At 64.8% G+C, this 15,709-nt stretch carries 16 protein-coding genes; 9 read left to right on the forward strand and 7 right to left on the reverse strand.

Annotation, left to right across the window (positions count from 1 at the left end; translation table 11 throughout):
• Window positions 1–2: 2 nt before the first annotated feature.
• The 8 genes from K5607_RS00090 to K5607_RS00125 all read left to right on the forward strand — a co-directional run bounded on the left by K5607_RS00090 (window position 3) and on the right by K5607_RS00125 (window position 7,643).
• Complete coding sequence (locus tag K5607_RS00090; protein ID WP_221047832.1) at window positions 3–887, forward strand: HDOD domain-containing protein; 885 nt, start codon at window positions 3–5, stop codon at window positions 885–887.
• Between the two features lie 51 nt (window positions 888–938).
• A complete protein-coding gene (locus K5607_RS00095) occupies window positions 939–2,024 on the forward strand; it encodes a hypothetical protein (RefSeq protein ID WP_221047833.1) in 1,086 nt (361 codons plus the stop codon).
• Window positions 2,025–2,053: 29 nt separating this feature from the next.
• Window positions 2,054–2,839: a hypothetical protein gene (locus K5607_RS00100; RefSeq protein WP_221047834.1), complete on the forward strand. Its 786-nt coding sequence runs from the start codon at window positions 2,054–2,056 to the stop codon at window positions 2,837–2,839.
• Between the two features lie 121 nt (window positions 2,840–2,960).
• Complete coding sequence (gene aroG, locus K5607_RS00105; RefSeq protein WP_221047835.1) at window positions 2,961–4,049, forward strand: 3-deoxy-7-phosphoheptulonate synthase AroG; 1,089 nt, start codon at window positions 2,961–2,963, stop codon at window positions 4,047–4,049.
• Window positions 4,050–4,054: 5 nt separating this feature from the next.
• Window positions 4,055–5,032, forward strand: a complete 978-nt coding sequence (thiS, locus tag K5607_RS00110) for a sulfur carrier protein ThiS (protein WP_221047836.1) — start codon at window positions 4,055–4,057, stop codon at window positions 5,030–5,032.
• The gene (trmB, locus tag K5607_RS00115) at window positions 5,032–5,733 is read left to right on the forward strand and encodes a tRNA (guanosine(46)-N7)-methyltransferase TrmB (RefSeq protein ID WP_054774118.1); all 702 of its coding nucleotides are present in this window, start codon (window positions 5,032–5,034) and stop codon (window positions 5,731–5,733) included. The genes thiS and trmB overlap by 1 nt, the downstream gene beginning before the upstream one ends.
• 282 nt (window positions 5,734–6,015) lie before the next feature.
• Window positions 6,016–6,720: a hypothetical protein gene (locus K5607_RS00120; RefSeq protein WP_221047837.1), complete on the forward strand. Its 705-nt coding sequence runs from the start codon at window positions 6,016–6,018 to the stop codon at window positions 6,718–6,720.
• Window positions 6,721–7,052: 332 nt separating this feature from the next.
• Window positions 7,053–7,643 (forward strand): SAM-dependent methyltransferase, encoded by a 591-nt coding sequence (locus K5607_RS00125; protein ID WP_054774116.1) that lies wholly within the window; start codon window positions 7,053–7,055, stop codon window positions 7,641–7,643.
• A gap of 84 nt (window positions 7,644–7,727) precedes the next feature.
• On the opposite strand, the gene K5607_RS00130 is transcribed toward K5607_RS00125, so the two are convergent.
• The 5 genes from K5607_RS00130 to K5607_RS00150 all read right to left on the reverse strand — a co-directional run bounded on the left by K5607_RS00130 (window position 7,728) and on the right by K5607_RS00150 (window position 12,220).
• On the reverse strand, window positions 7,728–9,668 hold the full coding sequence (locus K5607_RS00130) for a dynamin family protein (RefSeq protein ID WP_221047838.1): 1,941 nt from the start codon (window positions 9,666–9,668) through the stop codon (window positions 7,728–7,730).
• 67 nt (window positions 9,669–9,735) lie between these two features.
• Window positions 9,736–10,041, reverse strand: coding sequence for a DUF167 family protein (locus tag K5607_RS00135; protein ID WP_221047839.1), 306 nt, complete (start codon window positions 10,039–10,041; stop codon window positions 9,736–9,738).
• A complete protein-coding gene (locus tag K5607_RS00140) occupies window positions 10,041–10,619 on the reverse strand; it encodes a YggT family protein (RefSeq protein WP_221047840.1) in 579 nt (192 codons plus the stop codon). Before K5607_RS00140 ends, K5607_RS00135 begins: the two co-directional genes overlap by 1 nt.
• Window positions 10,619–11,446 carry a pyrroline-5-carboxylate reductase gene (proC, locus tag K5607_RS00145; RefSeq protein WP_221047841.1) on the reverse strand — a complete coding sequence of 276 codons (828 nt, stop codon included), beginning with the start codon at window positions 11,444–11,446 and terminating at the stop codon, window positions 10,619–10,621. Before proC ends, K5607_RS00140 begins: the two co-directional genes overlap by 1 nt.
• A gap of 48 nt (window positions 11,447–11,494) precedes the next feature.
• Window positions 11,495–12,220, reverse strand: a complete 726-nt coding sequence (locus K5607_RS00150) for a YggS family pyridoxal phosphate-dependent enzyme (RefSeq protein WP_221047842.1) — start codon at window positions 12,218–12,220, stop codon at window positions 11,495–11,497.
• Between the two features lie 129 nt (window positions 12,221–12,349).
• Here K5607_RS00150 and K5607_RS00155 point away from each other — a divergent pair, with 129 nt between their 5' ends.
• Entirely contained in the window at window positions 12,350–13,387 is a 1,038-nt protein-coding gene (locus tag K5607_RS00155; RefSeq protein WP_054774927.1) for a type IV pilus twitching motility protein PilT, read from the forward strand.
• Window positions 13,388–13,434: 47 nt separating this feature from the next.
• Here K5607_RS00155 and K5607_RS00160 read toward each other — a convergent pair whose 3' ends face one another.
• Window positions 13,435–14,724 (reverse strand): dihydroorotase, encoded by a 1,290-nt coding sequence (locus K5607_RS00160; protein WP_221047843.1) that lies wholly within the window; start codon window positions 14,722–14,724, stop codon window positions 13,435–13,437.
• A complete protein-coding gene (locus K5607_RS00165) occupies window positions 14,721–15,698 on the reverse strand; it encodes an aspartate carbamoyltransferase catalytic subunit (RefSeq protein ID WP_054774454.1) in 978 nt (325 codons plus the stop codon). Before K5607_RS00165 ends, K5607_RS00160 begins: the two co-directional genes overlap by 4 nt.
• Between the last annotated feature and the right edge of the window lie 11 nt (window positions 15,699–15,709).

Below are 15,709 nucleotides of genomic sequence, written 5' to 3' on the forward strand. Positions count from 1 at the left end.
GCATGTGGTTCAAACCGAAGCCGTTGGACATCAAGGAAATGGTCGCGGGGGTCTCCAACCTGGTGTCCCTGCCGCAGGCTTATTTCCGCATCAGCCAGATGCTCAACAATCCCCACACCACCGCCGCCCAATTGGGCGAGGTCATCAGCCACGATCCGGCGCTGACCGCGCGCCTGCTGCGTTTCGTCAACAGCCCGGTATACGCCATGCGCAATCCGGTGGATTCCGTGGCGCGCGCCGTCAGCATCCTGGGGATGCAGGAACTGCGCATGCTCGCCCTGGCGTCGTCGGTGGGAAACGCCTTCCAAAAGCCGCCGTCCGATTTGGTGGACATGGCCGCCTATTGGCACCACAGCGTATTTACCGGCATTGTCGCCAAGCAACTGGGCAAGCTCTGCAAGCTGCCCTCGGTGGATCGCCTGTTCGTCGCCGGCCTGCTCCACGACGTGGGGCAGTTGGTGCTGGCCCACCAAGCGCCCGACGCCATGCGCAAGGTGGTCGCCCTGCTGCCGAAATATCCGCACCACCGCTGCCAGATGGAGCAAAAGCTGCTGGGGCACGACCATAGCGAGGTGGGGGCGGAACTCATGCGCTATTGGCAGTTGCCGGAGAGCCTGTGGATGCCGGTGCGCTACCATCACGCGCCGGAACTGGCGCCGGAATACATGCTGGAAGCTTGCTTGGTGCACATGGCCAACGCCATCGCCGACGGCGTGGAACCCAGCCGCCGCGGCGCCGCGCCGTTGGCCTATTCGCCCATATCGCCCAAGGCCTGGGAGATGAGCGGCCTGGAAGCGGCGGCCATCGCGCCCGTGGTGCAGGAAGCCAACCTCGAGTTGTTCGATATGCTGGACATCATCGCCCCTTCCGGCGGCATGGTGTTTTGATCCTGGGCCGTCCCCCGGCGGGACGGCAAACCGACGCGAGAACATTCATCCATGACGATTCGTTATTTTGCGACGCAACAAGACGCCGGCCCCCGGGCGCAGCCGCTGCTGCGGCGCGGCTTGAGCTACGGCTGGATCGAGTCGGCGGGCGAGCCTCCGATGCCGGACGCCGATCGGGTGCGGGCGGCGTGGCGCAACAACGAAGCCGTTATGCTGCCGGGCATCCTGGCCGACACGCTGCCCGGTTTCGAACAGGACATCGCGCAAGCCCACCGCCTGATGGAGCAAACCCTGGAAGGAAGCGACGTGGCCGAGTCGTTCGAGGGCGAGCCCTACGCCCGCCGCCTGCCGCCCGAATTCGCCCTGACCGGCACCAGCTACGAGGAACACGACGACCAGGGCATCGAGAAGGTTTATTTCGATGCTTGGCAAAATGACGAACTGGCGGCCGACGACCTATGGTGCAAAGCGTCTTGGCTGTCTTTCGAGGACGACGACGCCAGCCTGCGATTCCGCTTTTCCTTCGGCATGGAGGGCTACGAAGACGTGGCGGCCGATCCCGAGCGGCAAATGTGGGCCGCCAAGCTGACGGACGCCATCTTTCCCGAGTCGGCCGCCGTCACGGCGCACGCCGGATTGAACGCCCTGCTGGCCCACATGTTGGATTGCGAGCGACTGGCCTTCGCCGAACGCATCGTCTACTTCAACGCCCCCAACGGCGGCGCCCAGATGCACCACGACGTGGAGCGCGGTCACGACGGCGTGGTGTTCGCCCAAATGAGCGGTTCCACTTTTTGGTTGGCCCTGTCCAAGCCCAAGTTGCTGGACGAAATCGACGCCTATTTGGCCGCCGCGCCGGCGGAGCAGTGGGGAGATCTGCGGGCACTGGCCAAGGACCGGCAGGCCCTGGCCTGCTACTTGGAAGAGCGCGATCACGAACTGGCCGAGCAATTGCTGGACCGCACCCCGGATTTCTTCCGCCACTTGATCGAGCGGGGCTACGCCTACGTGCTGCGCCCCGGCGACGTTTTGCTGATGCCGCAGTATTCCTTGGACACTTGCGTCTGGCATTCGGTGATCTGCCTGGGGGACGAGGCGGGCGAAGGCTTGAGCTTCGCGCTGAAAAGAGGGCCGTGAGGCCGATTTCCATACAATAGGGTTTTCTCGTGGCCGTATCGTTCTCCGTACTGCGTAAAACGCCCCGCGACCTGGTCGTGGTGGCCGTCGTCTGCGCCGCCGCCGGGCTGGGCCTGCTGGTGGATTCCGTCGCCACCCTGCCGTTGCAGCAGGCGCTGGGCGTGTTGGCCTGGGGCATTTTGCTAGGCCTGATGAAAGGCGAAACCTGGCACGTGCGCATCCAGGCGGCCATCGTCGTCGGCATCGCCACCGCCGCCGAATACCTGTTTTCGCCCCATTGGCACTTCTATTCCTATCGCTTCGAGAACGTGCCCCTGTATGTCTCCCCCGGCCACGGCATGGTTTACCTGGCGGCGGCGGCGCTGGGGCGCAGCGACTACTTCCGCCGCCACCACGCCTGGCTGACCAATCTGGCGCTGATCGGTGGCACCGCCTGGGCGGCCTGGGGCCTGTTTTTCGCCGAGCGAGGCGACATGGGCGGGGCGGCGCTGTTCGCCTTGTTGTTCGTCTTCATCCTGGTGGGCCGGACGCATCCGCTGTATGTGGCGGCCTTCTTCATCACCACCTACCTGGAACTGGTCGGCACCTTCTACGGCAATTGGGCCTGGGCAACCCAATGGCCGTTTTTCGGGCTGTCCCAAGCCAATCCGCCTTGCGGCATTTCGGCGGGCTACTGCATCTTCGACGCCATCGCCGTGGCCGGCGCGGCGGCGATCGCCAAAACGGTGGATTTCGCCGCCGCGCGGCTGCGCGGCAGCGCCTTGCCCGCCTGGCTGGACACCCCTCCGGCGCAAGAAGCGTACGAGGAAGAATAGGGGCCGGGCCCGCCCGATACCGGCCGGGGCCCGCGCCGTGGCATAATAGGCGTTTTGCGCGACAGCAATAACATCAAAACCGTCGCCGGACCAAACCAGTGCCCCGGGCTGAGCCGTCATCATGAAACCCTTGTCCAACCAGGCCGACAGGCCGAACTCATTCGCCACGGACGATCTGCGCATTTGCGAGATCAAGGAAGTCATCGCCCCCGTCGAAGCCCACCGCGAATATCCCATCACCGAATCTGCCGCCCGCACGGTGTCGGAGGCGCGTCACGCCATCCACCGCATCCTGCAGGGCGAGGACGACCGCCTGCTGGTGATCGTCGGCCCGTGCTCCATCCACGATCCCGACGCCGCCCTGGAATACGGCCGCCGCTTGCTGGAACAACGCCGGCTGCTGGAGCGCGACCTGGTCATCGTCATGCGCGTCTACTTCGAAAAGCCGCGCACCACGGTGGGCTGGAAAGGCCTCATCAACGATCCTGATCTCAACGAAAGCTTCAACATCAACAAAGGCCTGCGCCTGGCGCGCAAGCTGCTGCTGGAGCTGAGCGACATGGGCATGCCGGCGGCCACCGAATACCTGGACTTGATTACGCCCCAATACGTATCCGATCTGATCGCCTGGGGCGCCATCGGCGCCCGCACCACGGAAAGCCAGGTGCACCGCGAGCTGGCGTCCGGCCTGTCCTGTCCGGTGGGCTTCAAGAACGCCACCGACGGCAGCGTCAAAGTAGCCGCGGATGCCATCGGCGCGGCGCAGCGTCCGCACCATTTCCTGTCCTTGACCAAGGCCGGCCATTCGGCGATTTTCTCCACCACCGGCAACGTGGACAGCCACATCATCCTGCGCGGCGGCAAGCAGCCCAACTACGACGCGGCCGGCGTGGACGCCGCCGCCAAGGCCCTGGAAGCGGCCGGACTGCCGCCCAACATCATGATCGACTTCAGCCACGCCAACTGCCTCAAGCAGTACCAGCGGCAAATGGACGTGGGCCGCGACGTGGCCGGCCAGATCGCCGGCGGCGACCAGCGCATATTCGGCATCATGGCGGAAAGCCACCTAGTGGCGGGCAACCAAGCGCCCAAGCCCCGCAGCGAACTGGTCTACGGCCAGAGCATCACCGACGCCTGCCTGGGCTGGGACGACACCGTCGTCCTGTTGAACGAGTTGGCCGACGCCGTGCGCCGGCGCCGCAACGGGTGAGCGCCATGGAAATTCAGGTCAACGGACTAGCCACCGCCGTGGCGGACGGCGCCACCCTGGCGGACTTGATCGCCCAGCTGGATCTGACGCAGCGCCGCATCGCCGTGGAACTCAATCGGGAAATCGTGCCCCACGGCCAATATCAAAGCCGAACCCTGCAATCGGGAGATCAAGTGGAAATCGTACACGCAATCGGCGGCGGCCAAGGCGACCCCCTGGTCATCGCCGGCAAAGCCTATCGCTCGCGCCTCCTGGTAGGCAGCGGCAAATACAAGGATTTGGAAGAAACCCGCCTCGCCACCGAGGCTTCCGGCGCCGAAATCGTCACCGTCGCCATCCGCCGCAGCAACATCGGCCAGAACGCCAACGAGCCCAACCTGCTCGACGTGATCCCCCCGGATCGCTACACCATCCTGCCCAACACCGCCGGCTGCTACACCGCCGAAGACGCGGTGCGCACCTGCCGTCTGGCGCGGGAGCTGCTGGGCGGCCACAAACTGGTGAAGCTGGAAGTGCTGGGCGACCAGAAAACGCTGTACCCCGACGTGGTCGCCACCATCGAGGCGGCCAAGACCCTGGTGGCGGACGGCTTCGACGTGATGGTCTACACCAGCGACGACCCGGTCATCGCCAAGCGCCTGGAAGAAATCGGCTGCGTGGCGGTGATGCCGCTGGCGGCGCCGATCGGTTCGGGCCTGGGCATCCGCAACCCCTACAACATCCTCACCATCCTGGAAAACGCCAACGTGCCTATCCTGGTGGACGCCGGCGTCGGCACCGCCTCGGACGCCGCCATCGCCATGGAACTGGGCTGCCACGGCGTGCTGATGAACACCGCCATCGCCGAAGCGCAAAAACCGGTGCTGATGGCCTCGGCCATGAAGAAAGCCATCGAAGCCGGCCGCGAAGCGTTCCTGGCTGGCCGCATGCCGCGCAAGCGCTACGCCTCGGCCTCTTCCCCCATCAGCGGCACGTTCTTCTGATGGCGGACGAAGTCGTCGGCACGGAGCAGCCTTTCCACCGGCGTATCCGCAGCTTCGTGCTGCGCGACGGCCGCATCACCGTCGCCCAGCAGGAAGCGCTGGACAAGCTGTGGCCCGTCTACGGCTTGGACCCGGCCCAGCCCCTGGACGCCGAGGCCGCTTTCGGCCGCAGGGCGCCCCTGGTGCTGGAGATCGGCTTCGGCAACGGCGACAGCCTGGTGGAACACGCCGCCGCCAACCCGGACAAAAACTACATCGGCATCGAAGTCCACCGCCCCGGCGTTGGCCACTGCCTGATGGGCATCGGCCGGCAGGGCGTGGAAAACCTGCGCCTCTACCGCCACGACGCCCTGGAAGTGCTGGAGCACTGCATCCCCGACGGAACCCTTAGCGGCGTGCAACTCTACTTCCCCGACCCCTGGCCGAAAAGCCGCCACCACAAGCGCCGCATCGTCAACGACCGCTTCGTCAACCTCGTGGCGCGCAAGCTGAAACAGGACGGCACCTTCCACGCCGCCACCGACTGGGAACAATACGCCCAGCACATGCTGGAAGTGCTCAAAGCCTGCCCTTTGCTGGCCAACGCCGCCTCCGAAGGCGATTTCGTCGACGGCGAAGCCCTGCGCCCCGGCACCAAGTTCGAACAGCGTGGCCGCAGGCTCGGTCACGGCGTGTGGGATATTCTCTACCGCAAGGTCTAAGTCCTCATGCCGGCACGGATCATCGGCATCCAGACTACAAGGAGGTAAGCCGCCGCGGTCTTCCATCGACTTCGGCTCTCGCCGTATACTCCCAGGGAATTCCAATCCGCCGGCTTCGCCGGCTGGCCAACCGTAAGGAGACGGACATCATGCACACCATTTCCTGTCTTTCGCCGCCCGTTTGGCGTGCTGGTTCAGTCGAAATATTCCGGTATATCGGTGCTAAACGGATTCCGTATAGCGCCGTTGTACAAGATTTTGCTTAATCAACGGTTAGCCGTCATGAAGCACCGCCCGAGCGTATACCTCGTTCTACTGTTTGTGTTTATAGGCTCAGCCCTGGTCGCTTCAGTCGTTCCCGCATACAGCGCACTCCAAGCGATCTCAGCGGTGCCCGCCCTCGGAGCACTCTTCGCCGCACTGTTCCAGGTGTTTCGCGACCAAGCCGCCTTTGAGCGCCAGTTGCTCCTGCAGCAGCAACAGCAAGCTTTCAGTCTTGGTGCAGCGTCACACATGGCAAGCAAAGCTTTCGACAAGCACGCCGAATTTTGCGAGAAGTACATGGCTGAAGTGCATCTGACCGTTGGAACGCTCTTCAAGGAGGGACCGACGCAGAAAGCACTTGAACATGCCTCCAAGCTGGTTCAGTTGAAGAGCCAGTACTCTGCTTGGTTGACCAAGGGAATCCTGGACGGGCTTGTCCCGTTCGAGGCCGCACTCCGCAAGATTGGAGCCTCCTCGTATCTCGTTGAGGCGTTGCGTGGAACCAACGACCCAGAGCGCCCGAAGGCGATCAACGAGATGTATGAGGTGTTCAAAGAAGTCATGGCTCTTGGCGAGGCAAAGCTACCTACCGCTGATCGCACAGACGTCACCATTGAGGCCGTCGAACAAAGGCTCCGCGCCGTCCTAGGTATTGAGCAACTCACCGCAATTCGTCAGCGTCTCATCGAGCAAGCAATGGCGGCTGGAGAGAATGACGGCTAACCCTTCGCTCGAGCTCGTAGGTTGGGTTAGCGGTCCTCCGCGTAACCCAACAAATGCCGTTGCGATTTGGGGTTGGTCTTCAACTCGTAAGTCGTATTGATATAGGGCGCATTAGCTTAGCGTAATGCGCCGTATGTAGGTGCTACCCTTGCGGCGCAATACGCGGAGGACCACTATTGACGCCCTACCTTCTAACGCGGATGGCGAGCGCACAGCCGCGTAGCCCGGATGGAGCGCAGCGGAATCCGGGGTTTGGTCTCGCGCACCGCCCCGTATTACGCTGCGCTTCATACGGGCTACTTGCCGAAGAATCACCGACTAAAGAGAAACCCATGTGGGATGAACGATACAGCGCCGAGGAGTATGCCTACAGCAAAGAGCCGAATCAGTTTCTGGCGGAAAATTACCGGGCCATTCCCAAGGGCAGGGTGCTGAGCTTGGCCGAAGGGGAAGGGCGCAACGCGGTGTTTTTGGCGGAACAGGGCTATTCGGTTACCGCGGTCGACGGCTCGGCGGTGGGGCTGAAAAAGGCGGAAAAGCTCGCCGGGGAGCATGGCGTTGAGGTCGAGTGGGTGCACGCCGATTTGGCGGAGTACGCAATCGGCGACAATGCCTGGGACGGCATCGTGTCCATTTTCTGCCCGTTGCCGTCGGCGCTGCGCAGTCGCTTGTACAAAGCGGCGGTCGCCGGGCTCAAGCCGGGCGGGGTATTCCTGTTGGAGGCTTACACGCCGGAGCAGTTGCTCCACGACACCGGCGGCGGCAAGTCGGCGGATGCCATGACCACCAAGGCGTCGTTGCTGGCGGATTTGGATGGTTTGCGGTTTATCCACCTCGAGGAGCTGGAGCGCAACGTGGTGGAAGGCGTTTATCACACGGGGCTGGGGGCGGTGGTGCAGGCCATCGCCGTAAAGGCCGCCTAGATTGGCGATGCCGGCCGGAAGAGGCGGCGGGCCGCCTCTCCCCGGTCCATGGCTGCCGGCGCCCGGGGAGGACGCGCCGGCGTCTTACGCGGCGGCCTTTTGCGGAATTTCCGCGCCGCCGCGCAGCGCGTTCAGCACGTCCTCCAGCTCGCCGTACTGCTGGCGCAGCGGCGCCAGCTGCTGTTCCAGCTCGGCGATGGTTTCGTCCAGGGTCTGAGTGGATTCGCTGATTTTGCGCAGCATTTCCAGGCGGGTTTCGATGGCTTTTTTATGGTCCTTGATCTGCAGGACCAGGGGCGAGAGCACCATGGCGCCCCAGTTGGTGGCGTCCTTGTTGGCTTGCACGATGATGTCCCGGGCGCGCGCCACGACGGTGCCGTAGAGCCGCTGGATGACGACGCTTTGCTCCAGCAAGGCGGCCGAGGCGCTGTTGCGGAACGCTTCGCCTTCGGCGAACAGCTGTTCCAAGTCCAACTGGTATTTGCGCATGGAAAACTGCACCGGCTTGGCGGCGGCGAAGCCGTGTTCTTCCTCGAATTTCTTGTAAATGGCTTGCACCAGCTGCTGGGTTTCCCCGGCGATGTCGCCGGCCCGGTTGGCGATGGCGTGCAGGTCGTCCAATACCTTTTTCATCACGCCCTTCATGCCGATGGTGGTCAAGCTGCTGGCCATGTCGCGGCGGGTTTGCTTGATGATGCCGTCCACCCGCTCCAGGGATAGGGAGTCCACCAGCATGCGCGCTTGCACCGACAGCACGCGGCGGCTGGCTTGGAAGTCTTCCACGCTGGTCATGTAGCGGCCCTGCTGTTCGCGGGTTTCCACCATCAGGCCTTTAATGGTGGCGTGGTTGTTGCTGTCGACGCCGCGCAGGTCGGCGAGCTGCTTATCCAGCTCTTTGATCTGGGCCGCCAGCACGTTGGCGGAGTCCTGCACCAAACCGCCGACTTTGTCGTTCACCACGTTCATCATGATGGTGCGCCGTTGACTGACCACGTCGTCGCCCAGGTAACGCTCCAGCGACGGCAAGCGGCTTTTGCCCAGCAGGGCGGGATCGTGCTTGATCTTGGCTAGCAAGGCTTGCTTGGCGGAAATGGGGAAAATGGCCTTTTCATCGACTTCCAGAATTTTGGCGGTGCTGTCCACCTGTTTGTGGATGGTGCGCTCCAGGGCGGTTTCGTCCTGCAGCTCGTCCCACATGGCGTCGATCTTGTTGAGCACCACGGCCAAGCCCCGGCTGCGGCTGGCGCCGAAGCCGCGCACGTGGTTCTGCCACATGTCCATATCGCTTTTGGTGACGCCCGTATCGGCGGCGAGCACGAAGACGACGGCCTGCGCGCTGGGCAGCATGCTCAGGGTCAGTTCCGGCTCGCTGCCCAGGGCGTTGAGGCCGGGGGTGTCGAGGATGGTCAGGCCTTCCTGCAGCAAGGGGTGGGGGAAGCTGATGAGGGCGTGGCGCCAGCAGGGGATGTCCACGGTGCCGTCTTCCGCCACCTGGGTGCCGGTGTCCTCGGCGTAGAGGCCCAGTTGGGTGGCCTCGGCGACGCTGACGCGCTTCACCGCCGCCAGCTCCTTGAACGCGTGCTGCATCTGCGGAATGGAGTTGCAATCCAGGTCGATCTGCATCCAGCTTTCCGCGTGCAGCTTGTATTCGCTCAACGGCATATCGTTGAGGCGGGTGTCGATGGACAGCAGGCGGATGTAACTGCCGTGGGCCTTGTCGAAAAAGATTTCCGTCGGGCACATGGTGGTGCGGCCGGGCGAGGAGGGCAGCAGGCGTACGCCGGTCTGGGCGAAGAAGAGGGCGTTGATCAGTTCCGTTTTGCCGCGGGAAAATTCGGCGGCGAAGGCGACGGTGATGCGGTCCGACATCAGGCTGTGCAGCATGCTGGTGATGCTTTCGTCTTCCTGCGGCGAGCCGAGGCCGTATTTGTCCAGCCACGCCCGGTAGCTCTGCAATGCCTGGGCGATTTGGCCGCGCCATTCCCGGTAGGCGTGCAGTCTTTCTTGTATTTGGTCGTCGCTCATCGTCCGTTCTCGCTCTTGGGGCGGTTTACCTGGGTATGAGGCCGCCGGATTTGCCGATTAGTGTAATCTACGCCGCCTTTATTTGTGTGACCTCGGCCAAAAACTGGGGCCACAGCCGAGTGCCCGTGATGCGCACCCTTTTTTCCCGTCCGGTCTCGCCGGACAGCAATTGAACCTGGCTTTTCGCCACCCGGAAGGTTTTCGCCAGGAACGCCAGCAAATGCTCGTTGGCTTTGCCGTCCACCGGCGGGGCGGTGATGCGGACTTTCAAGCGGTCTCCCTGGATGCCGGCGAACTGGTCGCGGCTGGCCTTGGGTTGGATGCGCAACGCCAGGGTCACCTCGTCGTCCCGGCATTCGTACCAGGACGCCATCATCCCACCAGGCGGAACAGCTGTTGCAGCGGCGGCAGCAGCAACATGCGGGCCAGTTCCAGCGCCATCAACACGGCGATGGGGGAGAGGTCCAGGCCGCCGATGGCCGGCAACAGGCGCCGGGCCGGCTGCAGCAAGGGTTCGGACAGGCTGTAGAGCAAGGACGCCAGCGGGCTGTGGCTGTGGGGCGCGACCCAGGAAATCACCGCGCTGCCGATGATCACGCCGACGTATAGGTCGATGGCCAGTTCCAGCGAGCGCATGACGGCCAGCACCCCTATCGCGGCGGGGGAGGGAAGGCTCATGCCTTGCAGGCTGAGCAGCACGGCCACGGCGGCGATCTGCAGCAGCAGCATCAACACCAGGGAGGCGGTGTCGAAGCGGCCCACGGACGGAATCATCCGGCGCATCGGACGCAGCACCGGCTGGGTGGTTTTGACCAGGAACTGGCAGATGGGGTTGTAATAGTCGGCCCGCACCAGTTGCAGGATCAGGCGCAGCATCACCGCGCCGGTGGCGAGGGTCGCCAGGGCGTGGACGATAAAGTGCAGGGGCGCCAGCCAGTAATCCGTTTCCATCATTGCGCACCGAACTGGTTGGACATCTCCACCGAACGCCGCTCGGCGGCCAGCATGGCGTTGCGCGCCAACTCCCGCAGACCGCCTTCCTCGAACGTGCGGATGGCTTGTTCGGTGGTGCCGCCGGGGGAAGTGACGCGGCGGCGCAGCTCGGCCGGCGTTTCCGCCGATTCCATGGCGATCTTGGCGGCGCCCAAGGCGGTTTGCTGGGTCAGCAAACGGGCGGTGCGGTCGTCCAGGCCCAGCTCCCTTCCGGCGCTTTCCATGGCCTCCATGAACAGGAAGAAATAGGCCGGGCCGCTGCCGGACAGGGCGGTGACGGCGTCCAGCAGGTTTTCGTCGTCCACCCACACCGTCAAGCCCACCGCGCGCATGACGCTTTCGGCGGATTCCCGCTGGCTCTTGCCGGCGCGGGCGTTGGCGTAGAGGGCCGTGGCGCCGGTTTTCACCAGGGCCGGGGTGTTGGGCATGCAGCGCACGATGGCGGTTTCCTCGCCCAGCCAGCGTTGCAAGTCCGCCGCCCGCACGCCGGCGGCGATGGAGACCACCAGCGATTTGCGCGCCTGCACCGCCGCCGCGATGTCTTTCGCCACGCCGGCTAGCACCTGGGGCTTGACCGCCAGCACCACGATGTCGCATTGCGCTACCGTGCTTTGGTTGTCGGCGCTGGTGTTGACGTGAAACTGTTCCTTCAGCTCGGCCAGCTTGTTTTGGTCCAGGTCCGTCACCCAGATTTTCTGGGCCGAGAAACCGTCGGCGACCAGGCCGCCGATGAGGGCGTGGGCCATATTGCCGCCGCCGATAAAGCCTATGGTTTGTTGTTTCATGGGCCGGGCCCGTGCTCCGCAGTACTGGAAATAAAGGATCGGTGCATTCTAGCGCAGTGCCTGGCCGCCCGCAGCATCGCCGCCGTCCTTGCCGTAGTCGCGCCGGCCGAAAATGGCGGTGCCGATGCGCACCAGGGTGGCGCCTTCCTGCACCGCCGCTTCCAGGTCGTCGGTCATGCCCATGGATAGGGTGTCCAGGCCCAGGCTGGCTTGCAGCGGTTGCAGCAGCGTCCGCAACTGGGCGAAGGGGCGTCTTTGCTGGTGCGGATCGTCGCAAGGGGCGGGGATGGCCATCAGGCCGCGCAGGCGCAAACGGGGCAGGGCGGCCACCGCCGCCGCCAACTCGGCCGCCTCGCCGGGCGAGACGCCGGACTTGCTGTCTTCGCCGCTGACGTTCACTTGCAGGCACACATTGAGGGGCGGCAGGTAGGCCGGCCGTTGCTCGCTCAAGCGCTGGGCGATTTTGAGCCGGTCCACGCTGTGCACCCAGTGGAAGTGCTGGGCGATGGGGCGGGTTTTGTTGGACTGGATCGGGCCGATGAAATGCCAGGTGATGTCGCAGTGGCCGAGCCGGGCCTGCTTGTCCAGGGCCTCCTGCAGGTAGTTCTCGCCGAAGTGGCGCTGGCCCAGGCGGTAGGCGGCGGCCAAGGTTTCCGCCGGATGGGTTTTGCTCACCGCCACCAGCCGGGCGTCGCCGGCGCGGCGCCCGGCGGCGAGTTCGGCCGCCAGCAGGCGCGACTTGACGGCGGCCAAGCGCTGTTCCAATGGATTCATGGGGGAAAACCTTTTTGTCTATACTGTGGCCGGCGTTTGCTGCGGGGGCTTTTCGCGTCAACCCGAGGGGTGCGCCGACGCCATCGACGTTTTAATTTTCAGTCTACCAATAACCCGCAGGGTGATCGTATGGATATAGCCGAGCTGCTTACCTTTTCCGTCAAAAACGGTGCGTCCGACTTGCACCTGTCGGCGGGCATGCCGCCCATGATTCGCGTCGACGGCGACATGCGCAAGATCAACGTGCCGCCGCTGGACCATAAGCAGACCCACGCGCTGATCTACGACATCATGAACGACAAGCAGCGGCGCGATTACGAAGAGTTCCTGGAAACGGACTTCTCCTTCGAGCTGCCCAACGTGGCCCGCTTCCGCGTCAACGCCTTCAACCAGGATCGCGGCGCCGCCGGGGTGTTCCGTACCATCCCGTCGAAAATCCTCAGCCTGGAGCAACTCAACTGTCCGTCGTCCTTCGCCGAGTTCGCCGCTTTCCCGCGCGGCCTGGTGCTGGTGACGGGCCCCACCGGTTCCGGCAAGTCCACCACCCTGGCGGCCATGATCAACCACATCAACGAAAACGATTATTCCCACATCCTCACGGTGGAGGACCCCATCGAATTCGTGCACCAAAGCAAGAAAAGCCTCATCAACCAGCGCGAGGTGCACCGCGACACCCTGGGTTTCAACGAGGCGTTGCGCTCGGCCCTGCGCGAAGATCCGGACGTGATCCTGGTGGGCGAAATGCGCGACTTGGAAACCATCCGCCTGGCCATGACCGCCGCCGAAACCGGCCACTTGGTATTCGGCACCCTGCACACCACCTCGGCGGCCAAGACCATCAACCGTATCATCGACGTGTTCCCGGCGGCGGAAAAAGACATGGTGCGCTCCATGCTGTCCGAATCCCTGCAAGCGGTGATTTCCCAGACCCTGCTGAAAAAAGCCGAGGGCGGCCGCGTGGCGGCGCACGAAATCATGGTGGGCACCCCGGCCATCCGCAACCTGATCCGCGAGGACAAGGTGGCGCAGATGTATTCCGCCATCCAGACCGGCCGCAAGGAAGGCATGCAGACCTTGGATCAATGCCTGCAAGAACTGGTGGACAAGCGGCTCGTCACCAAGAACGCCGCCAGGGAAAAAGCCGCCAACAAGTCGGCCTTTATGTGATTCGGGACGGGCGGGCCTTTCGCCGGGCGCGCCCGTAACGATCCGGTCTAGCGGTTGTCCGCCCGGTAGACCGTCTCTCCCGCGAGCAGCGTCAAGCGCGCCGCCCCGCGCATTTCCTGTCCCCAGAATGGCGTATTGCGGCCTCGGCTGGCCCAGTGCGCCCCTTCCGCTTTCCATACCTGGTTCGCATCGAACACGCATACGTCCGCCGCATCGCCGACCGCCAGGCCGGCCCGCGGCAGGCCGAGGATACGCGCCGGGCCGGCGCTGAGGCGTTCCAGCGCGGCAGGCAGGCTCAACAGGCCGAGTTCCACCAGGCGCAAGGTGAGCGGCAACAGGGTTTCCAGCGCGGCCATGCCCGGTTCGGTGGAGAGGAAGGTGTCCAGCTTGGCGTCCGGTTCGTGGGGCTGGTGGTCGGAACACAGCGCGGCGATGGCTCCGCTGGCCACGGCCAGCCGCAGGGCGTCCCGGTCGGCGGCGGTGCGCAGCGGCGGAGAGACGTGGCAGCGGGCGTCGAAGCCGTCCACGTCGTCCTCGGTCAGGTGCAATTGGTGGATCGCCACGTCGCAGCTCACCGCCACGCCGCGGCTTTGCGCTTCGGCGATCATGGCGGCGGCGCGGCCGCAGCTCAGCTGGCCGAAGTGGGCGCGGGCGCCGGTTTGCTCGATGAGGGCCAGGGCCTGGGCCACCGCCACCGTTTCGGCCGATTCGGGAATGCCGGGCAGGCCCAGCCGCGTCGCCAAGCGTCCTTCGTGGACGCAGCCCTGTTCCTTCAGCCAGGGGTCTTCCGGCCGGATCATCACCAACAGGTCGTGGGTGGCGGCGTATTCCAGGGCGTGGCGCCACACCTGGCTGTTGGCCAAGGGTTGGTAGGCGTTGCCCACCGCCACGCAGCCGGCCGCCTTGAGCGCCGCCATGGCGCTCAGGTCCTTGCCGTTGAGTTCGCGGGTCAGCGCGCCGATGGGCAGCACCCGCGCCTTGCCGGCCTGTTCGGCCTTTTCCTGGATGAGGGTGCCGACGGCCGGCGTGTCGATCACCGGGCCGGTGTCCGGCGGGCAGCACAGGGTGGTGACGCCGGCCTTGGCGGCGGCGGCGGTTTCGCTGGCGATGGTGGCTTTGTGGGTGTGGCCCGGCTCGCGCAATCGTGCGCATAGGTCGATAAAGCCGGGACAGACCACCAGTCCGCCGGCGTCGACGGTCTCGTCCGCTTGGAAGCCGTCGGGAGCCTGGCCCACTGCGGCGACGCGGCCGTCGGCCAAGTACAGGTCGGCCACGGCGTCGACGCCGTTGGCTGGGTCGATCAGCCGTCCGCCGCGTATCAGGATGCGTCCGCTCATGCGTGGCCTCCCGGCGTGCACATGGACAGCACCGCCATGCGCACGGCGATGCCGTGGTTGACCTGTTGCAGGATCACCGAGCGGGGGCCGTCGGCCACCGCCGAGTCGATTTCCACGCCGCGGTTGATGGGGCCGGGGTGCATGACCATGGCGTCGGGCTTGGCGCGGGCCAGACGCTGCTCGGTGAGGCCGAAGCAGCGGAAATATTCGCTCTCGCTGGGCAGGAAGGCGCTGTTCATGCGCTCCCGCTGCAGGCGCAGCATCACCACCACGTCCACGCCGTCCAGGCCGGCGTCCAAATCGGTGTAGGGCGCGACCCCGAGGCTTTCCACCTGGACCGGCAACAGCGTTTTCGGCGCCACCACGCGGATTTCGCCCGCGCCCAGGGTGTTGAGGGCGGCGATCTGCGAGCGGGCCACGCGGGAGTGGAGGATGTCGCCGACGATGGCGACCTTGAGTTTGCCGAAATCCGGCCCTTTGACGCGGCGGATGGTGAACATGTCCAGCATGGCCTGGGTGGGGTGGGCGTGGCGGCCGTCGCCGCCGTTGATGACGGACACGTGGGGCGCGCAGTGGCGGGCGATGAAGTGGGCCGCGCCGCTTTCCGCGTGGCGCACCACGAACAGGTCGACCTGCATGGCTTCCAGGTTGCGGATGGTGTCCAGCAGGGTTTCGCCCTTGGCGGTGGAGGAGGTGCGGATGTTGAGGTTGAGCACGTCCGCCGACAACCGCTTGGCGGCCAGCTCGAAGGTGGCCAGGGTGCGGGTGCTGTTCTCGAAGAACAGGTTCACCACGCTTTTGCCGCGCAGCAGCGGGACTTTTTTCACCGTCTGCTCGGTGACGCTGGTGAAGGATTCCGCCGTGTCCATGATGCGCACCAGCAGGTCGCGGCTGAGTCCTTCGATGGTGAGGAAGTGGCGCAGCCGGCCCTGGCTGTCCAGCTGCAAGTCTTGGGATAGCGAATGGTCTGCCATGGCTGGTTTGC

This window comes from Methylogaea oryzae (genome assembly GCF_019669985.1).
Lineage (GTDB): Bacteria > Pseudomonadota > Gammaproteobacteria > Methylococcales > Methylococcaceae > Methylogaea > Methylogaea oryzae.